This window comes from Candidatus Accumulibacter contiguus (assembly GCF_036625285.1).
Lineage (GTDB): Bacteria > Pseudomonadota > Gammaproteobacteria > Burkholderiales > Rhodocyclaceae > Accumulibacter > Accumulibacter contiguus.
This window is the reverse complement of record NZ_JAZKUC010000001.1, coordinates 619,583-634,943: the sequence shown is the minus strand read 5'-3', so window position 1 is coordinate 634,943 and position 15,361 is coordinate 619,583. Positions and strand designations below refer to the sequence as shown.

General features: G+C 60.9%; 15 protein-coding genes. 5 read left to right on the top strand and 10 right to left on the bottom strand.

What is annotated here, in order from left to right; translation table 11 throughout:
• Positions 1–3: 3 nt before the first annotated feature.
• The 3 genes from nifW to nifV are packed head-to-tail and all read right to left on the bottom strand — an operon-like array spanning position 4 to position 2,094.
• Positions 4–318, bottom strand: coding sequence for a nitrogenase-stabilizing/protective protein NifW (nifW, locus tag V5B59_RS03100; protein WP_169070239.1), 315 nt, complete (start codon positions 316–318; stop codon positions 4–6).
• A gap of 14 nt (positions 319–332) precedes the next feature.
• Positions 333–860: a hypothetical protein gene (locus V5B59_RS03095; RefSeq protein ID WP_169070240.1), complete on the bottom strand. Its 528-nt coding sequence runs from the start codon at positions 858–860 to the stop codon at positions 333–335.
• Positions 850–2,094: a homocitrate synthase gene (gene nifV / locus V5B59_RS03090; RefSeq protein WP_169070241.1), complete on the bottom strand. Its 1,245-nt coding sequence runs from the start codon at positions 2,092–2,094 to the stop codon at positions 850–852. Before nifV ends, V5B59_RS03095 begins: the two co-directional genes overlap by 11 nt.
• Before the next feature lie 218 nt (positions 2,095–2,312).
• Between nifV and V5B59_RS03085 the strand changes: the two genes are divergently transcribed.
• Complete coding sequence (locus V5B59_RS03085; RefSeq protein WP_332351571.1) at positions 2,313–4,193, top strand: MFS transporter; 1,881 nt, start codon at positions 2,313–2,315, stop codon at positions 4,191–4,193.
• Between the two features lie 27 nt (positions 4,194–4,220).
• On the opposite strand, the gene V5B59_RS03080 is transcribed toward V5B59_RS03085, so the two are convergent.
• Positions 4,221–4,583 carry a hypothetical protein gene (locus V5B59_RS03080; protein WP_308240094.1) on the bottom strand — a complete coding sequence of 121 codons (363 nt, stop codon included), beginning with the start codon at positions 4,581–4,583 and terminating at the stop codon, positions 4,221–4,223.
• 325 nt (positions 4,584–4,908) lie between these two features.
• On the opposite strand from V5B59_RS03080, the gene V5B59_RS03075 reads away from it, so the two are divergent.
• Both V5B59_RS03075 and V5B59_RS03070 read left to right on the top strand, forming a co-directional pair.
• Complete coding sequence (locus V5B59_RS03075) at positions 4,909–5,805, top strand: transporter substrate-binding domain-containing protein (protein WP_288132270.1); 897 nt, start codon at positions 4,909–4,911, stop codon at positions 5,803–5,805.
• 40 nt (positions 5,806–5,845) lie between these two features.
• On the top strand, positions 5,846–7,477 hold the full coding sequence (locus tag V5B59_RS03070) for a sensor domain-containing diguanylate cyclase (protein WP_169070243.1): 1,632 nt from the start codon (positions 5,846–5,848) through the stop codon (positions 7,475–7,477).
• On the opposite strand, the gene V5B59_RS03065 is transcribed toward V5B59_RS03070, so the two are convergent.
• Both V5B59_RS03065 and V5B59_RS03060 read right to left on the bottom strand, forming a co-directional pair.
• The gene (locus tag V5B59_RS03065) at positions 7,474–7,806 is read right to left on the bottom strand and encodes a hypothetical protein (RefSeq protein ID WP_332351570.1); all 333 of its coding nucleotides are present in this window, start codon (positions 7,804–7,806) and stop codon (positions 7,474–7,476) included. The genes V5B59_RS03070 and V5B59_RS03065 overlap by 4 nt on opposite strands.
• A 44-nt stretch (positions 7,807–7,850) precedes the next feature.
• Entirely contained in the window at positions 7,851–8,639 is a 789-nt protein-coding gene (locus tag V5B59_RS03060; RefSeq protein WP_169070245.1) for a class II aldolase/adducin family protein, read from the bottom strand.
• A 41-nt stretch (positions 8,640–8,680) separates the two neighbouring features.
• Here V5B59_RS03060 and V5B59_RS03055 point away from each other — a divergent pair, with 41 nt between their 5' ends.
• Together V5B59_RS03055 and V5B59_RS03050 are read left to right on the top strand one after the other, a co-directional pair.
• On the top strand, positions 8,681–9,280 hold the full coding sequence (locus V5B59_RS03055; protein WP_169070246.1) for a TetR/AcrR family transcriptional regulator: 600 nt from the start codon (positions 8,681–8,683) through the stop codon (positions 9,278–9,280).
• 73 nt (positions 9,281–9,353) lie between these two features.
• The gene (locus tag V5B59_RS03050) at positions 9,354–9,581 is read left to right on the top strand and encodes a hypothetical protein (RefSeq protein ID WP_169070247.1); all 228 of its coding nucleotides are present in this window, start codon (positions 9,354–9,356) and stop codon (positions 9,579–9,581) included.
• A 93-nt stretch (positions 9,582–9,674) separates the two neighbouring features.
• Here the strand turns inward: V5B59_RS03050 and V5B59_RS03045 are convergent, their stop codons facing one another.
• The 4 genes from V5B59_RS03045 to V5B59_RS03030 form a co-directional block, all read right to left on the bottom strand.
• Positions 9,675–11,660: an acetoacetate--CoA ligase gene (locus V5B59_RS03045; RefSeq protein ID WP_332351569.1), complete on the bottom strand. Its 1,986-nt coding sequence runs from the start codon at positions 11,658–11,660 to the stop codon at positions 9,675–9,677.
• A 10-nt stretch (positions 11,661–11,670) separates the two neighbouring features.
• A complete protein-coding gene (locus tag V5B59_RS03040) occupies positions 11,671–12,081 on the bottom strand; it encodes an acyl-CoA thioesterase (RefSeq protein ID WP_169070249.1) in 411 nt (136 codons plus the stop codon).
• A gap of 98 nt (positions 12,082–12,179) precedes the next feature.
• Positions 12,180–13,973, bottom strand: coding sequence for an acyl-CoA dehydrogenase C-terminal domain-containing protein (locus V5B59_RS03035; RefSeq protein WP_169070250.1), 1,794 nt, complete (start codon positions 13,971–13,973; stop codon positions 12,180–12,182).
• A 12-nt stretch (positions 13,974–13,985) separates the two neighbouring features.
• Positions 13,986–15,314, bottom strand: coding sequence for a hypothetical protein (locus tag V5B59_RS03030; protein WP_169070251.1), 1,329 nt, complete (start codon positions 15,312–15,314; stop codon positions 13,986–13,988).
• Positions 15,315–15,361 lie beyond the last annotated feature (47 nt).

The window sequence follows — 15,361 nt, the reverse complement described above, 5'->3', positions numbered from 1 at the left end:
ATCTCAGTCGCTCAGCGAGGACAGGGGCAGGAAAGACGAGCCTTCTGCCTTCTGGAATACCGCAAAGACTTTTTCGGCCTGCGCGCTGGATTCGACGAAGTCGGTGTAGGCGCGTGCCAGCCAGCCGCGGTAGGCGCTATAGTCCGGTGTCTTGCCGGCTTCCTGCCTGGCCAGGTAATCGTGGAAGCGTTGCAGGATGTGCAGGCGATTGACCTGGACGACGCGCACGTCGAAGTCGATGCCGAAATAGTCGAGAAATTCTTCCGCCGAGTTGAGGTCGGCGAGATCGTCTTCGAAACTGTTGATTTCGCAAGCCATGCTCTTCTCCTGTTTCAGTGAAGTGGTTCCGGGATGGGCGGGCACTGACGATCGATCAGCCGCAGTAGGGGCACAACGCCAAGGGCATCGCGCGTATCGACTTCCGCAATCTTTGCCAGCCGCAGACGTGCCTCGCTCAATCTCCCGAGGCGCAGCAGAATCACTGCCGAGCCCTTGAGCGCGAGCAGATGAAAACGCAGCATGCCCATCGAGCGCATCGCCGCCTGGCCCAGCGCGATCGGCCCCAGGCTGCGCCAACTGCCCACCAGATCCAGGCGCCGTGCGCTGACCTCCAGCGCCCTTTCGGCAATCACCAGCGCATCTTCGAGTCGATGCTGATAGAAGTAATAGCGGTAAATGGCGACCAGCACCGAGAGCTGTTCCGGCGCCAGAAAATAGGCGTAGAGCAGCCGTTGCTCGGCAATCGGCTGGCCGTAGTGGCGCGCTGCCGAGTCGATCTGCGCGGCCACCGCGGGCGGGCAAGGCTCGTCAAAATACAGCGCGTCGTTGCCGAGTTCCAGCAACTCGAGTCTATTGGCCATGGCCATGTTCCCTGCAGCACATCTCAGTGGCGGAACAGACCTGGCAACTCGCCGTGCTCAGCACATCGGGCAAGCCACGTGCAGCGCGCGCTTCGATTTCCAAAGTTTCGATACGTTCCAGCAGCGTCAACAGGTCGGTCTCGGAAGGCAGGCGCTTTTTCTCGACGATGAAAGAGCGTACGCGCTCCAGCAAGGTGCCTGCCGCAATCTCCGACAAGTAATGGCCGAGTCCCGCCATGATCCGTTGTACTGCGCGTGGTCCGGAATGCTTGCCGAGAACGACTCGATGTTGGCGCCCGACCAGTACCGGATCGAAGCCCTGGTAATTGGCCGGATCCTTGAGTAGACCATCGACATGGATTCCTGCCTCATGGGTGAACGCTCCTTCGCCAACGATACTCTTCTGCCAGGACAGGGGGCGCCCGGAAGCGACAGCGACGCGATGCGAAATGTCGGGAAATTTCGCCAGATCGATACCGGTCTCGACGCCGTGGCATAAATGCAACCCGAGCACGACTTCTTCGAGTGGCGCATTGCCCGAACGTTCACCGAGGCCGTTGACCGTCGTGTTGAGGTGGGTCGCACCGGCACGGGCGGCCGCCAGAGTGTTCGCCGTTGCCATTCCCAGATCGTCGTGGGCATGCATCTCGATTTCCAGATCGCACAGCGAACGCAGATGGCGGATTCGCTCGAAGGTCGCAAAGGGATCCAGCACGCCCAGTGTGTCGGCAAAGCGAATGCGCCGAGCACCAGCGGTCTGCGCGGCTTCGGCAATTGCCGCCAGCAAATCCGGATCGCCGCGCGAGGCGTCTTCGGCACCGACTCCGACGCCGAAACCAAGGTCGCGCGCCAGCCGTACATGCTCGCCGATCTCGGTGAGAAGCCAGTTGCGATCGCGCTGCAGTTTCGAATGCAGGTGTTGATCGGACGCGGGCACCGAAATATCGATCAGGTCCGCACCCAGATTTGCCGCCAGCACGATGTCCTTGCGATTCATCCGGCTCCACACCATCAGACCTGCATTCAGTCCCAGGGAAGCGACTGCCCGGATGCTTGCGCGCTCGGCGTCGCCCATCGCGGGGATCCCGATTTCCAACTCGGGAACTCCCAATGCGTCGAGGCGACAGGCGATATCGATCTTTTCGTCGAGACTGAACGCGACTCCCGCCGATTGCTCTCCGTCGCGCAGGGTCGTGTCGTTGATGAGGATGTAAGTTGGGGATATGTGGGGCATGGCAGTCAGGAAATGAAAAGCAAATTCCTTGCCAGGTTTAAATACTATATAAATTATATGCTTGCGAATAATCTGGGTGCTGGAATTGTCATGCTTGCGACGAAATTGTAGGAACAGGCAAATCAGGAAACAGGGAGATCGCTTGCCCAGGGCTTGCGGAAACCCCCCACTGCAAGCTTTGACGCTAGAATTCGCTTCACCAACTTCAGGAAGAATGCATGAGTTCCCAGTTTGCTCTGCTCAACACCCGCCGCTTTGCTCCTTTTTTCGCTACGCAGTTTCTCGGGGCATTCAACGACAATCTGTTCAAGAATGCCCTGATCGTGTTGCTCACCTTTCAGGCGGTGAACTGGACGACGCTGGCGCCGGAGGTGTTGACCAATCTCGCTGCCGGCATCTTCATCCTGCCGTTCTTCCTGTTTTCGGCTACCGCCGGGCAACTCGCCGACAAGTACGACAAGGCAAAGCTGGCGCGGCTGGTGAAGCTGCTCGAAATCGTCATCATGGGCGTCGCCCTGCTTGGCTTCTCGACACACAACCTGGCAGTGCTGTTGAGTGCATTGTTCCTGCTTGGCCTGCATTCCACACTGTTCGGGCCGGTCAAATATGCGATCCTGCCGCAGCATCTGCGCGAAGACGAACTCGTCGGCGGCAACGCGCTGGTCGAGGCCGGCACTTTCGTCGCCATCCTGATCGGCACGCTGGCCGGTGGCCTGCTCGCCGGTACAGCTGGGCATCCGGGCTGGGTGGCCATCGCCGGAATGGTGCTTGCGGTACTGGGGTACCTGTGCAGCCGCGGCATCCCGGCAGCACCGGCACCCGTCCCGGAGTTGGTGGTCAGCCTCAATCCGTTCTCCGAGACCTGGCGCAACATTGGCTTTGCACGCCAGAACCGGACGGTCTTTCTGTCGATTCTCGGGATTTCCTGGTTCTGGCTGTACGGCGCACTGTTTCTGGCGCAGTTTCCGCCCTATGCAAAGAACGTGCTCGGTGGCAACGAGACCTCGGTGACCTTGTTGCTGGCGGTATTCACGATCGGCATCGGCTTCGGTTCGCTGCTCTGCGAGCGTTTGTCGGCCGGGCACGTCGAAATCGGTCTGGTGCCTTTTGGTTCGATTGGTCTGACGCTCTTCGGCATCGACCTGGCTTTCGCTTCACCGACACCGCTGCCGGTCGTGACGCCGCTGCCGCTCGCCAGCCTGCTCGCCCTGCACCATATCTGGCGGGTGCTCTTCGACCTGTTTGCCCTCGGCCTGTTCGGAGGGTTCTTCATCGTCCCCTTGTATGCCCTGATCCAGTTGCGCAGTGCGCCTGCACAGCGCGCGCGGATCATTGCCGCGAACAACATCCTGAACGCGCTGTTCATGGTCTGTGGCGCGCTGGCCGCCGCCGGCCTGCTCGGCGATGGGCTTTCGATTCCCGCACTGTTCGGCGTTGCCGCGCTGTGCAATGCGGTGGTGGCGGTCTACATCTACAGCCTGGTGCCCGAGTTCATGCTGCGCTTCATTGCCTGGCTGCTGGTGCACTCGGTGTACCGCCTGCGGCAGCATGGGCTGGAGAACATCCCGGAGGAGGGCGCTGCCGTGCTGGTATGCAATCACGTCAGCTTCGTGGACCCGATCGTCATCGCGGCCGCGAGCCGGCGGCCGATCCGTTTCGTCATGGATTACCGCATTTACCGCACACCGATCATCAATTTCGTTTTTCGCCACATGTCCGCCATTCCGATTGCCCCGGCCAGGGACGACGCAGCGATGATGGAAGCGGCTTTCGAAGAGGTGGCGAGAGCCCTTGCGGCGGGCGAACTGGTGGCCATTTTCCCGGAAGGCCGGATCACCGATAGTGGCGAGCTCTATCCATTCCGCCCAGGCGTGCAGCGCATCGTCGGACGCACGCCGGTGCCGGTCATTCCGATGGCGCTGCAGGGTCTGTGGGGCAGCTTCTTCAGCCGCAAGGACGGACCGGCGATGAGCAAGCCACTGCGCCGTGGCCTGTTCTCGAAGATCGCGCTGGTCGTCGGTGCGGCGGTTGCCCCCGAAGCGGCAACTCCCGAGCGCCTGCAGGAGGTTGTCGCCGGCTTGCGGGGCGAATGGCGGTAGCCCGGCGCTGCCGAAGTCCGAAGTCCCTTATTGCTGCTTGCGAAGTGCTGCTTCAGCCCAGAGTGCCTTGGCGAAGGCTTTCCACGCGCTGCCTCCGTGACTCTCGATGCCCTGGTCGGCGCTTTCCGCCATGGTTTTTAACATCAGAGCCGCCAGGCCAAAAAGGTCGACTCTGGCCATCAGTTGGCGATCCACATGGCTCGAAGCCGCAAGCTTCACGTCTTCTTTCATGTGATCGAGCGCCTCTCTGGCCAGGGTGCGTACCTGCACCTCATCCGACCAGTCGATGCCGAGAACTATCCCCTTGCGCTCGATTTCGAGTTCAATCTCTTGGGTTCCTCGATCGTAATCTTCAAAGCCAGCCATATATTTGTCCTTGGTGGTGGTCATTTATTGTAGGCCTGAATCGGGGTGCCGAGCAGCTTTTCAGAACCCGATGCATCGACGATAGGCAACTCCGCTCGATCAATTCCGGGGTGTCGAGATGTTCCGTGATCACCCCCCGGTCGGCATTGGACGCTGCTGCGGCGACGCATGCAGAAAAACACGGTATATTCCGCAACTCACGCTCAAGCGATACACCAACGACCGAGCGTAGGCAGTGGTCCATCCGCTCCGGAGCAGATCCCGGTTCCATTGGCCGATTCGGGTCGCATGTGGTTTCGGAACAAGCTCGGTCTGCGCAAAGTCCGCAACAATTTGATGCAGGATGCCTGTGAAAAATACCCTGATTGCGGTGCTGCTGACCATCCTTCCCGTCATCGTCGATGCGGCTCCCGGAGAAAGATCCGGGACACTGCAGAAGATTGCCCATACCAGAACGATTGCGATCGGCTTCCATGAATCGACATCGCCATTTACGTATATGACTGGTGATGGAACCGTCATGGGTTACTCTTACGACATCGCGCTGAAGATCGCCGAGGCCGTGAAGCGTGAGCTGAAATTGCCGGCGCTGCAGATCAAGCAGATCCCTTTTACTACGCAAAGCCGTTTTCCGATCGTCCAGAATGGTGTCTCCGACCTCTCGTGCGGCGCGACGACCAATACCACCGAACGGCAAAAGATGGTTGCCTTTTCCAATACCATCTTCGTCGCCGGATCACGCCTGATGACGCGAAAGAATTCCGGCATCAAGGATTTTCCGGATCTGGCAGGAAAGACTGTCGTGACCTTCGCGGCTTCGACTTCCGAAAAGATGTTGCGCAGGATGAACAGCGAGCATGGCCTCCACATCAACATCGTGTCTACCTTTGATCGCGGCGACACACCCTTGTCGGTACTGCAGGCCGGGCAGGCCGATGCATACATGATGGATGATGTCCTGCTCTACGCCACCATCCGGGAAGCCTGGCGGCCGGATGAATGGGTCGTGACCGGCAGGCCTCAATCCTATGAAGCCTATGGCTGCATCCTGCGCAAGGATGACCCTGCCTTTAAGAGGGTCGTGGATCAGGAAATTGCGAGGATCATGAAATCTGGGGAGGCGGAAGCGCTTTACCGGAAATGGCTGTTGTCGCCGATACCACCGAAGGGCGTCAATCTGAACTTTCCGATCAGCGAGATGATGATCGAACTCTACAAGAATCCGAACGACAAAGCATTTGATTGAGTTCCCGCCTGTACGCTGACGCGCAATTCCCTGCTACTCGATGCCGATAAGGTCGACCCTTTTCAGGAAATATACCCTGATTTTTGGCGGGCTGACCGGCGGTTCGCTACTTCTCAGTGGTCTGCTTGGTATCAGTTTTGCCTATCAGGAAAGCCAGCTTTCGGTCATCAAACTGCAGCGTGAAAAAGCAGAAGCGGCAGCTACCCGGTTGGGTGAATACCTTTTTGGAATCGAACAGAGGATCGCTGTGGCGGCAATGCCAAAACGCGGCGTTTCCGCTCTGGAACAACGAAGTGCCGACATTCAGATCTTGCGGCGTACTGCGGCGATCCATGAAATTCTGCTGCTCGACAATCAGGGCAAGGAATATCTACGGACATCCCGCCGCACTGCAGACATCGTAGGCAGCAAGCGCGATCTTTCGACCACCGAATTTTTTCGTCAAGTCAAATCAGGCCGTTCCTACCGCAGCCCGATCTACTTCCGCGACGGAAGTCTGTACATGACCATAGCGATGGCCGTCGGCCCAGAGGAAGCCGGGATCACCGTCGCTGAAGTCGACCTCGAATTTCTGCTCGACGGAATCACGCGCGTCAAGGTCGGTGACTCCGGCCACGCCTATGCAGTCGACTCCGAAGGCCGCTTGATTGCTCATCCCGATATCGGCCTGGTGCTGAGAAACACCAGCATGGCTGCACTGCCGCAGGTGCAAGCGGCGATCAAGGGCCAGGCGCAGGGTGGAGAGGCATCTGCGCAAGCGCGCAATCATGACGGTGAGCCGGTCTTGACTGCCTTTGGAACGATTCCACAACTTGGCTGGTTCGTTTTTGTCGAGGAACCACTGGCCGAAGCCTACCGCCCTTTGTATGCCCAGGCCATTCGCAGCGGATCGCTGGTGCTCATCGGCATGCTGTTGACCGTGTTTGCCTGCGTGGCACTGGTGCGCAGGGTGGTCAAACCCATCCATGCCCTGCAGGATGGCGCAACGCTGATTGGCCGCGGAGTTCTCGACCACCGCATTACGGTTCGCACGGGTGACGAACTCGAAGATCTGGCCAATGGCTTTAATCGAATGGCCGAACAGTTGCAGAAATCGTATGCCATGCTGGAAGGAAAGGTTTCCGAGCGTACTCTCGAACTGGAAGAGGCCAACAACAAGCTGGCCGCCCTGAGCACAACCGATGCCTTGACCGGTCTCGCCAATCGTCGCCGCTTCGACGAAGTGCTGGCAAGTGAATGGAGTCGTGCAGCACGCATCGGTCAACCCCTGGCTCTCGGATTGCTCGATGTGGACTGGTTCAAGGCATATAACGATCGCTACGGTCATCAGGCGGGTGACGAATGCCTGCGCCAGGTGGCCAGTGTCTTGTCTTCCAAAATATGCCGTACCGGAGATCTGGTGGCGCGCTATGGGGGCGAAGAATTCGTATTCATTGCGCCTGCGACCGATGCTGAGCAGGCATTGAGCATGGCCCGGAAAGTCTGCCAGGCACTTCAGGATCTGGAATTGCCACATGCAATGTCCGGGTTCGGATGCGTGACTGCCAGCGTTGGTGTTGCGTCTATCGTTCCGGAAGTCAAGGGTGCGCCAGATATTCTGGTGGCGGCCGCAGACATGGCCATGTACCGTGCCAAAGAGCAGGGACGCAATCAGGCGGTACTCGGCGGCTAGTCTTGAGTACTGTTCTTGCCCTCGCCGCCTGGGTCGGCCGGCATCCGCTCGGCAGCACGAAAGCACGCAAAGGCGATGCCAACCGTGAGCACGGCCAGGGTAAGCGCCAAGCGTTTACCATGCCAAAGACTGGTAAACCAGCGGGCCAGATCATCGGCGAAAACGGCCGACTTTCCGCCAAAACGTTCCAGGTCGTGACGATAGCGCTTGGAATCACTGGTGGTGATTGGATAGGCTTTCCCGTCGACCATTTCGTAGCCGATCACATCGCTGCGCTCATCCGTGCCGGTCAGAAAGACCCAGACGGAAACCGTCAAACCAAGAACCAAGACCAGAACGCCTATCAGATTGAGGCGAAATCGGTGCCTTGTGTTCAAGTGCGATAACCTGGATCGGCGCGGTCGAGTTTACGCAGCAGCGCGGGCCACGCCAGACCCCCGCCCGCCCCGCGAGTCACCTGTTCCCATTGTGTCTGGGCGCTGTCGACGATGTGCTGGCTGATATGCCGCAGTGGCTGCCCACCGCTCATCGCACGCACCTGAATCATGCAGGTGACCTCGAAGAAATACATCGCCACAAAGGCTTCGGCTACCGATCGTCCGACCGTCAACAAGCCGTGATTGCGCAGCATGAGGAAGCGCTTGTCGCCGAGGTCGCGTACCAGCCGCGGCTTTTCGTCTTCATCCAGAGCGACGCCTTCGTAGTCGTGGTAGGCGAGCGACGAAAGCACGAATATCGAGTGCTGCGACAAGGGCAGCACACCCCCTGCCTGCGCCGACACTGCGACGCCATTGATGCTGTGCACGTGCAGCACGCACTGCACATCCTCGCGGGCGGCATGAACGGCGCTGTGAATGGTGAACCCAGCCGGATTGACCTCGTAGGCGCTGTCGCCTACCTTGTTGCCGTGCAGATCGACCTTGATCAGACTGGAGGCAGTGATCTCGCTGAACATCAATCCGTACGGATTGATCAGGAAATGATGTTCCGGACCAGGCACGCGGGCCGAGATATGGGTGAAGATCAGATCATCCCATCCGAACATGGCGACGAGGCGATAACACGCAGCAAGGTCCACGCGCCGTAACCATTCCGCTTCGCTCACCTGCGAATGGATTTCGGGGGCAGTATCGTTCACGGCGGCTCCTTTCACTGAAATCATGCTGTATTATATAGACTGGTCTAGGTAGAGAGTCAACACGAATGGATGGCAATTCGCAACTCGGCAGCCGGGAAAGAATGATCGAAGCGGCGATCACGCTGATGCGCGGTTCCGGACTCGGCGGCGCGGGAATCAACGAGATCGTCCGCGTCAGTGGCTCCCCGAAGGGATCGGTCTACCACTTCTTTCCGCAGGGAAAGTTGCAGATCACTACGGAAGCCCTGGCCGTCTATTCCACTCGGGTGATGGCTTTCATCGATCAGTCCCTGGCGAGCAAGCGCCAGCCGGGCGCCAAAGTGAAGGCCCTGTTCAGCGCATTTGCCCGGCGCGTCGAAGAGGGCGATTTCTACCAGAGTTGCGCAGTGGGCACCGTCAGCCTGGATCTCGACGCCGATCTCCAAGGGCTCCAGGCATTTCTGGGTGCAACGTTTTCCGAATGGCTGGCGCTGATCGCCAGCCACCTCGATTTCGGTGATGCTGACCGTAGCCAGTCCTTTGCGGGGCTGCTCCTGACGGCCATCGAAGGTGCCTACGTCCGCTGCAGGGCGGAGCGCTCGCCGCGGCCATTCAAGGAGGCAGGCGAATGGCTTGCGATGCTTGCCGATCAGAACACTCTGGTGGAGGATCGGTCTCCTGCTTAATGTGAAAGCCGCGTATGCGACTCACGATGCCTGGCTCACCCATTGTCTGGTCAAACCCTGAGGAGAACACGTTATGCTGAACACCCTGCGCGCCACCCTTTTTCCCTCGGGAGTCGTCTCCTTCGATGAGCCGCTGCGGATCACCGAAGCGACGAGAGTTCTGGTGACACTGCTCGACGAGCACCCGCTCCCCGCCACGCCCGACACGCCGGGACAGCCCGTACATGACCAAGAGCGCGAGGTCTGGGAGGACCTGCTGAATTTTCACGCGTGGCAACCGTCGGGAAGGAGTGGCCGATGAGCAGGCAGTGGAGGGCAGGCGACGCCAGGGTCCCGTTCCGGCTCAGGGTAACCATCACCCGCAGCTGCTTGCCCGCGCACCGCCGATCGCGTTTCAGCTCTGCAGTTCGACGCGCTCGCGAAAGTACTCCAGCGCCTCGGGGTTGGCCAGTGCTTCGACGTTCTTTATCGGCCGGCCATGCACGACATTGCGCACCGCGAGTTCGACGATCTTGCCGCTCTTGGTGCGCGGGATGTCGGCGACCTGCAAAACCTTGGCCGGAACATGGCGCGGCGTGGTATTGCGGCGGATTTGCTGCTTGATGCGGTCGAGCAGCGTTTCTTCGAGGAGCAGTCCTTCGCGCAGCTTGACGAACAGTACGATGCGCACGTCGTGCTGCCAGTCCTGGCCGATCACCAGTGATTCGACGACTTCCGGCAGTTGCTCGACCTGGCGATAGATCTCGGCGGTGCCGATGCGCACGCCGCCGGGGTTGAGAACGGCGTCGGAGCGACCGTAGATGATCATGCCTTCGTTGGCAGTGAGTTCGACGAAGTCGCCATGGCACCAGACGTTCGGGAAGCGATCGAAATACGCGGCATGGTATTTGGCGCCGTCGGGGTCGTTCCAGAAGCCGATCGGCATTGCCGGAAAAGGCGCGGTGCATACCAGTTCGCCGCGCTCGCCGCGGCCGGCCGGAATCGGCTGGCCGTCGTCGTCGAAGACCGCGACGGCCATTCCCAGGCCGCGGCATTGCAGCTCACCGCGGTACACCGGCAGAATCGGATTGCCGAGCGCGAAACAAGAGAGGATGTCGGTTCCACCGGAAATCGACGCCAGCAACAGGTCGGCCTTGATGTCACGATAGACGTAATCGAAGCTTTCCGGAGCCAGCGGGCTGCCGGTCGAGAAGATCGTCCGCAGGGCTTCGAGGCGATGCGTCTCGCGTGGCTTGAGACCGGTCTTGGCAAGCGCATCGATGAATTTTGCCGAGGTGCCGAAGTGTGTCATGCGTTCGGCGTCGGCGTAATCGAAGAGGATCGCTCCCGGCTGGCCGCCGGCGCCCGCAATGAACGGGGAGCCGTCGTAGAGCAGCAGCGTCGCGCCCGAAGCAAGGCCGGAAACCAGCCAGTTCCACATCATCCAGCCGCAGGTGGTGAAATAGAAGAGGCGGTCGTCTTGCTTGACGTCACCGTGCAACTGGTGTTCCTTGAGATGTTGCAGCAGGGCGCCGCCGTGACCGTGCACGATGCACTTGGGAACGCCGGTGGTGCCCGAGGAATACATGATGAACAGCGGATGCGCGAAAGGCAGCGGCGCGAATTCGATGTCCATGGCGGCAAAGGGTGCGATGAAGTCGGCGTAGCGCACGCCATTGCGGATCGCCGCTACCGCAGGAGAATCGTCGAGGTAGGAGACGACTACCGTCCTGGCGACGCTGGCGATCTGTGCGGCGACTTCGGCGTTTTTGGCCATGCAATCGACCGGTTTGCCGTTGTACCAGTAGCCGTCAACGCAGAGCAGGACCTTGGGTTCGATCTGCCCGAAACGGTCGAGAACGCCCTGGACACCGAAGTCGGGCGAAGCCGACGACCAGATCGCACCGAGCGAAGTGGTGGCGAGCATCGCGATCAGCGCCTCGGGCAGGTTCGGCAGGTAAGCGGCGACACGATCGCCCTGGCCGATACCAGCGGCCTGCAAGGCTTGCGCGCAGCGCGAGACCTGCGCGTAAAGCTCGGCGTGCGAGAGGCGACGCCGGCACTTGTCCTCGCCCCAGAATACCAGCGCGTCGGTGTCGGGCCTGGCGGCATGGTGGCGCAACAGGTTCTCCGCGTAGTTCAGCCGGGCTTGCGGAAACCAGTGGGCACCGGGCATCCATTCGCCGTTTTCGAGCACCGTCGGGCCGCGCTCGCCGAGCACGCCGCATTGCTCCCATAGCGAAGTCCAGAAGGCCTCGGGCTGTGCCACCGACCAGCGCCAGAGGCTCGCATAATCCGCGCAGTCGAACTGCCAGCGGCTGTGGATTGCGGCGATGAAAGCGCTCAGCCTGGCCGCCGCGATACGTTCGGCGCTCGGGCGCCAGAGAGCTGCAGGGTTCATCCCCGAGTCCTCAGAACGGCGGCAGTTCGGCACGCAGGTGCTCCGGAATCGGCACCGACTTGCCGGTCGCCACATCCATCCAGACGATCTTGGATTCGCCGGTCGCGTAAAGGGTGTCATCTCCTTGCAGGCGGATTTCGTAATGCGTCGGCACGCTGCTGCGGCCAGGATGTCCGCAGAACATCCGGACTTCGACGAGGCCAGGGTAGTTGAGCGGGACCAGGAAGGTACAACTGGCGTTGATGATCACCGGCGCCGAGCCGCGCGGCATCACCCGGAAGCCGAGTTTTTCGAGATACTCGACGCGCACCTGCTCCATGTAACGGAAATAGATGGTGTTGTTGACGTGGCCGTAGGCGTCCATATCGCCCCAGCGAATCGGAATCAGGCTGGTCTGGACGAGTTTGCGTGGGTGTGTCATGGCAATTCCTTGGTCGGGTCGGAGGGCGATGCCGGGTGCGAATCACGGATATTCGCACCCTGCCGACCACACGAAGATGTCAGCGCCGGTCAGCGCTCTCAGAACATGTCTTCAGGCAAGGCGTTTACGCCTTCGGCACCGTCGGAGATGCTGCTCGCCAGGCCGGCGGCCTGTGACAGCACGTGGTCGGCATAGAAGCGCGCGGTGATGATCTTCGCGGCATAGAAGGGATCACTTTCGCCGGCGTCGATCTTCGCTTGCGCAATCAGTGCCGCACGCGCCATCTGCCAACCACCGGCAACGATCCCGAGCAGCTTCAGGAACGGTACCGCGCCGGCCGATGCGGCACGAATGTCGACCCCGTAGGTGGCTACCAGCCAATCGCCGGCGGCTGCCAGTGCGTCGATGCCCGCCGTCAAGCGGCTGTGCAGGGCAGCGAAGTGGCTGCCCGCCTGGCTAGCGAGATCGCCGTCGAGTGCGCGCATCTCCTCGATCACCGCCTTCAGGGTGGCGCCTCCCTCGCGTGCCATCTTGCGGCCGATCAGGTCGTTGGCCTGAATGCCGGTGGTACCCTCGTAGATCGTCGAGATCTGCGCATCACGCAGGTGCTGCGCGGCACCGGTTTCTTCGACATACCCCATGCCGCCATGCACCTGCACGCCGATCGAGGCGATGCGGACACCGGACTCGGTGCTCCAGCCCTTGACTACCGGGATCATCAGATCAACGAAAGCCTGCTTGCGCTTGCGCTCGGCGGCGTCCGGATGGCGGAGCGCGGTGTCGTGTGCAGCCGCTACTACGTAGGCCAGTGCGCGCGTGGCTTCGGCGTGCGAGCGCATGGTCATCAGCATGCGGCGTACGTCGGGATGCTTGATGATCGCCACTTTCGGACCACCGCGTACGCCGATATCGGTGCACTGCACGCGCTCGCGCGCGTAGTCGCGCGCTCGCTGGTAAGCGCGCTCGCAAGCAGCGACGCCTTCGAGGCCGACGCCGAAACGCGCGGCATTCATCATGATGAACATATACTCGAGACCGCGATTCTCCTCGCCGACCAGGTAGCCGACGGCACCGCGGTGGTCACCAAAGGCCATGATCGCGGTTGGGCTGGCATGAATGCCGAGCTTGTGCTCGATCGATACACAATAGGCATCGTTACGCTCGCCGAGGCTGCCGTCTTCATTGACCATGAACTTCGGCACGACGAACAGCGAAATTCCCTTGACGCCTTCGGGCGCGGTCGGCGTCCGCGCCAGCACGAGGTGGATGATGTTCTCCGTCATGTCGTGCTCACCGTAGGTGATGAAAATCTTCTGCCCGAAAATCAGGAAGCTGCCGTCGGCCTGCGGTTCAGCACGCGTGCGCACGGCCGCCAGGTCGGAACCGGCGCTCGGCTCGGTGAGGTTCATCGTTCCGGCCCATTGGCCGCTGACCATTTTTTCGAGGTAGGTCGTCTTCAACTGCTCGGAGCCAGTGAGCACCAGTGCCTCGATGGCGCCGGCAGTGAGCAGCGGACACAGCGAGAAGGAATGATTGGCCGATTTCCACATCTCGGCGACGGCGGCAGCGACCAGCTTCGGCAGTCCCTGTCCTCCCCACTCCGGTTCGCAGGCCAGTGCCGGCCAACCGCTGTCGGCGAACAACTGGTACGCATCCTTGAAACCCGCTGGCATGGTCACCGTCTTGTCGTGCCAGTGGGCGCCTTCCTGGTCTCCCGGCCAGTTGAGCGGCGACAGGATTTCCGCAGCGAACCTGGCGGCCTCTTCGAGAACTGCATCGACCAGTTCGGGCGACGCTTCTTCATAACCTGGCAATTGCGCCACCTGTTCCAGTCCGGCAAGCTCCTTGAGCACGAACTGCATGTCACGGATCGGGGCATAATATTCACTCATGTGTTTCTCCTTTTATGGTTGCTGTGTGGACGGCTGGGCGGCTTCGCAGGCCGCCATGAGATCGATCAGGAACAATATTTCCTCGACGACCGGCAAGGTGAAACCACTGCGCTGTCCATCACGATGGTCGCGCAGCAGCTTCTCCAGATAGCCGGAACATTCCGGCTTTCCCCAGAGTGCGATGAGTTGATCGCGAATGTGCGGCAGATCTTCCAGCGTGCTTGCCTTTTCACGGGGCGCATCGGGTGCCACCAGATGGAGCTGCTTGCGCGCCTCGTCGGCATCCCAACGAATCACTTCGACATTGAAAGTCCGGTTCAACCGCAAGGTCAATGCCTCGAATTCATCGCGCATGCCATTGCGCTGGTAAATCTGCAGCAGGCGGATCCAGGGCCGCAAGGACTCCTGTGGCTGCGCCGCGAGATATTCCTCAAGGGTTTTGGTGGCATTGCTGACGCGACCGAAGGACAGCATGACCTCGGCCAGTTCGAGTATCGGCGCCGATCCTGCAATCTCGGGCGCAATCGACAAGGCTGGCGCCACCACCGGGATTGCTGCGGGTGAGGGCACTACCGGTGGTGACGTGGGGGGTGTTGCCGGTGTTGCTGCCGCCGCTCTTGCCGCACGCGTCTCACGTGGCAGTCCGATCGGTGCGGCTGCGGCCCTTGGCGGACTCGACAAAGCGGACTCGCCTTGCTCCGGTGTCGACGAAGCATTCCGGCTGCCCGGAAGAACTTCTGGCACAGCGGGACGACGGAACAGCAAGACCAGCACCACCACCAAAGCGGCGACTCCGGCATACAGGATCCCTTGTTCGAGCGCACCTGCAGCAGCCGGCGTGGCCGCAGGCGGCGGCGCAGTTCCTGGCGTTGCCTCCGGCAAGGCCGCCGCAGCGGCGGCAGGACGGGCTGCAGCAGGTGCAGGGATCGCTACCGCCAGACCTTCGAGGCGAACTTCTGCCCTTCTCAGTTCGGCCACATTGGCTTCGAGCCAGGCCAGCTTTTCGCTCAACGCCTGCTGGTCGGTGTTCGGATCACGGAGGATCTCGATCGTTCGCTGTTCGAGGCGCAACAACTGGCGGCCAAGGTCGCTCGGCGCGGGCGGAGCAGACAGCTCTTCGCTGAGGAGCAAGGGCATCATCGTTTCCGCCTGGACGCTGCTGGAGGCTTCCGGTAGCACGCGCTGTCTGATTCCCGGCCGCGGGTCCGGCTCTCGCTGCGCTGCCACTGCGGGGCCCGCTGCCCGCTGCTGTGCCGGTGCATCGGGCACCGCCAGCAGCAGGAGCAGGGCGCAGATCACCGACAAGAGGCCCGGCCGGAAGCCGGAGATTGGCGGTGCCATCAGGAAAGAGCACCGTGGTGTGCAGAGGATTGACGTGGAGAAGTCAT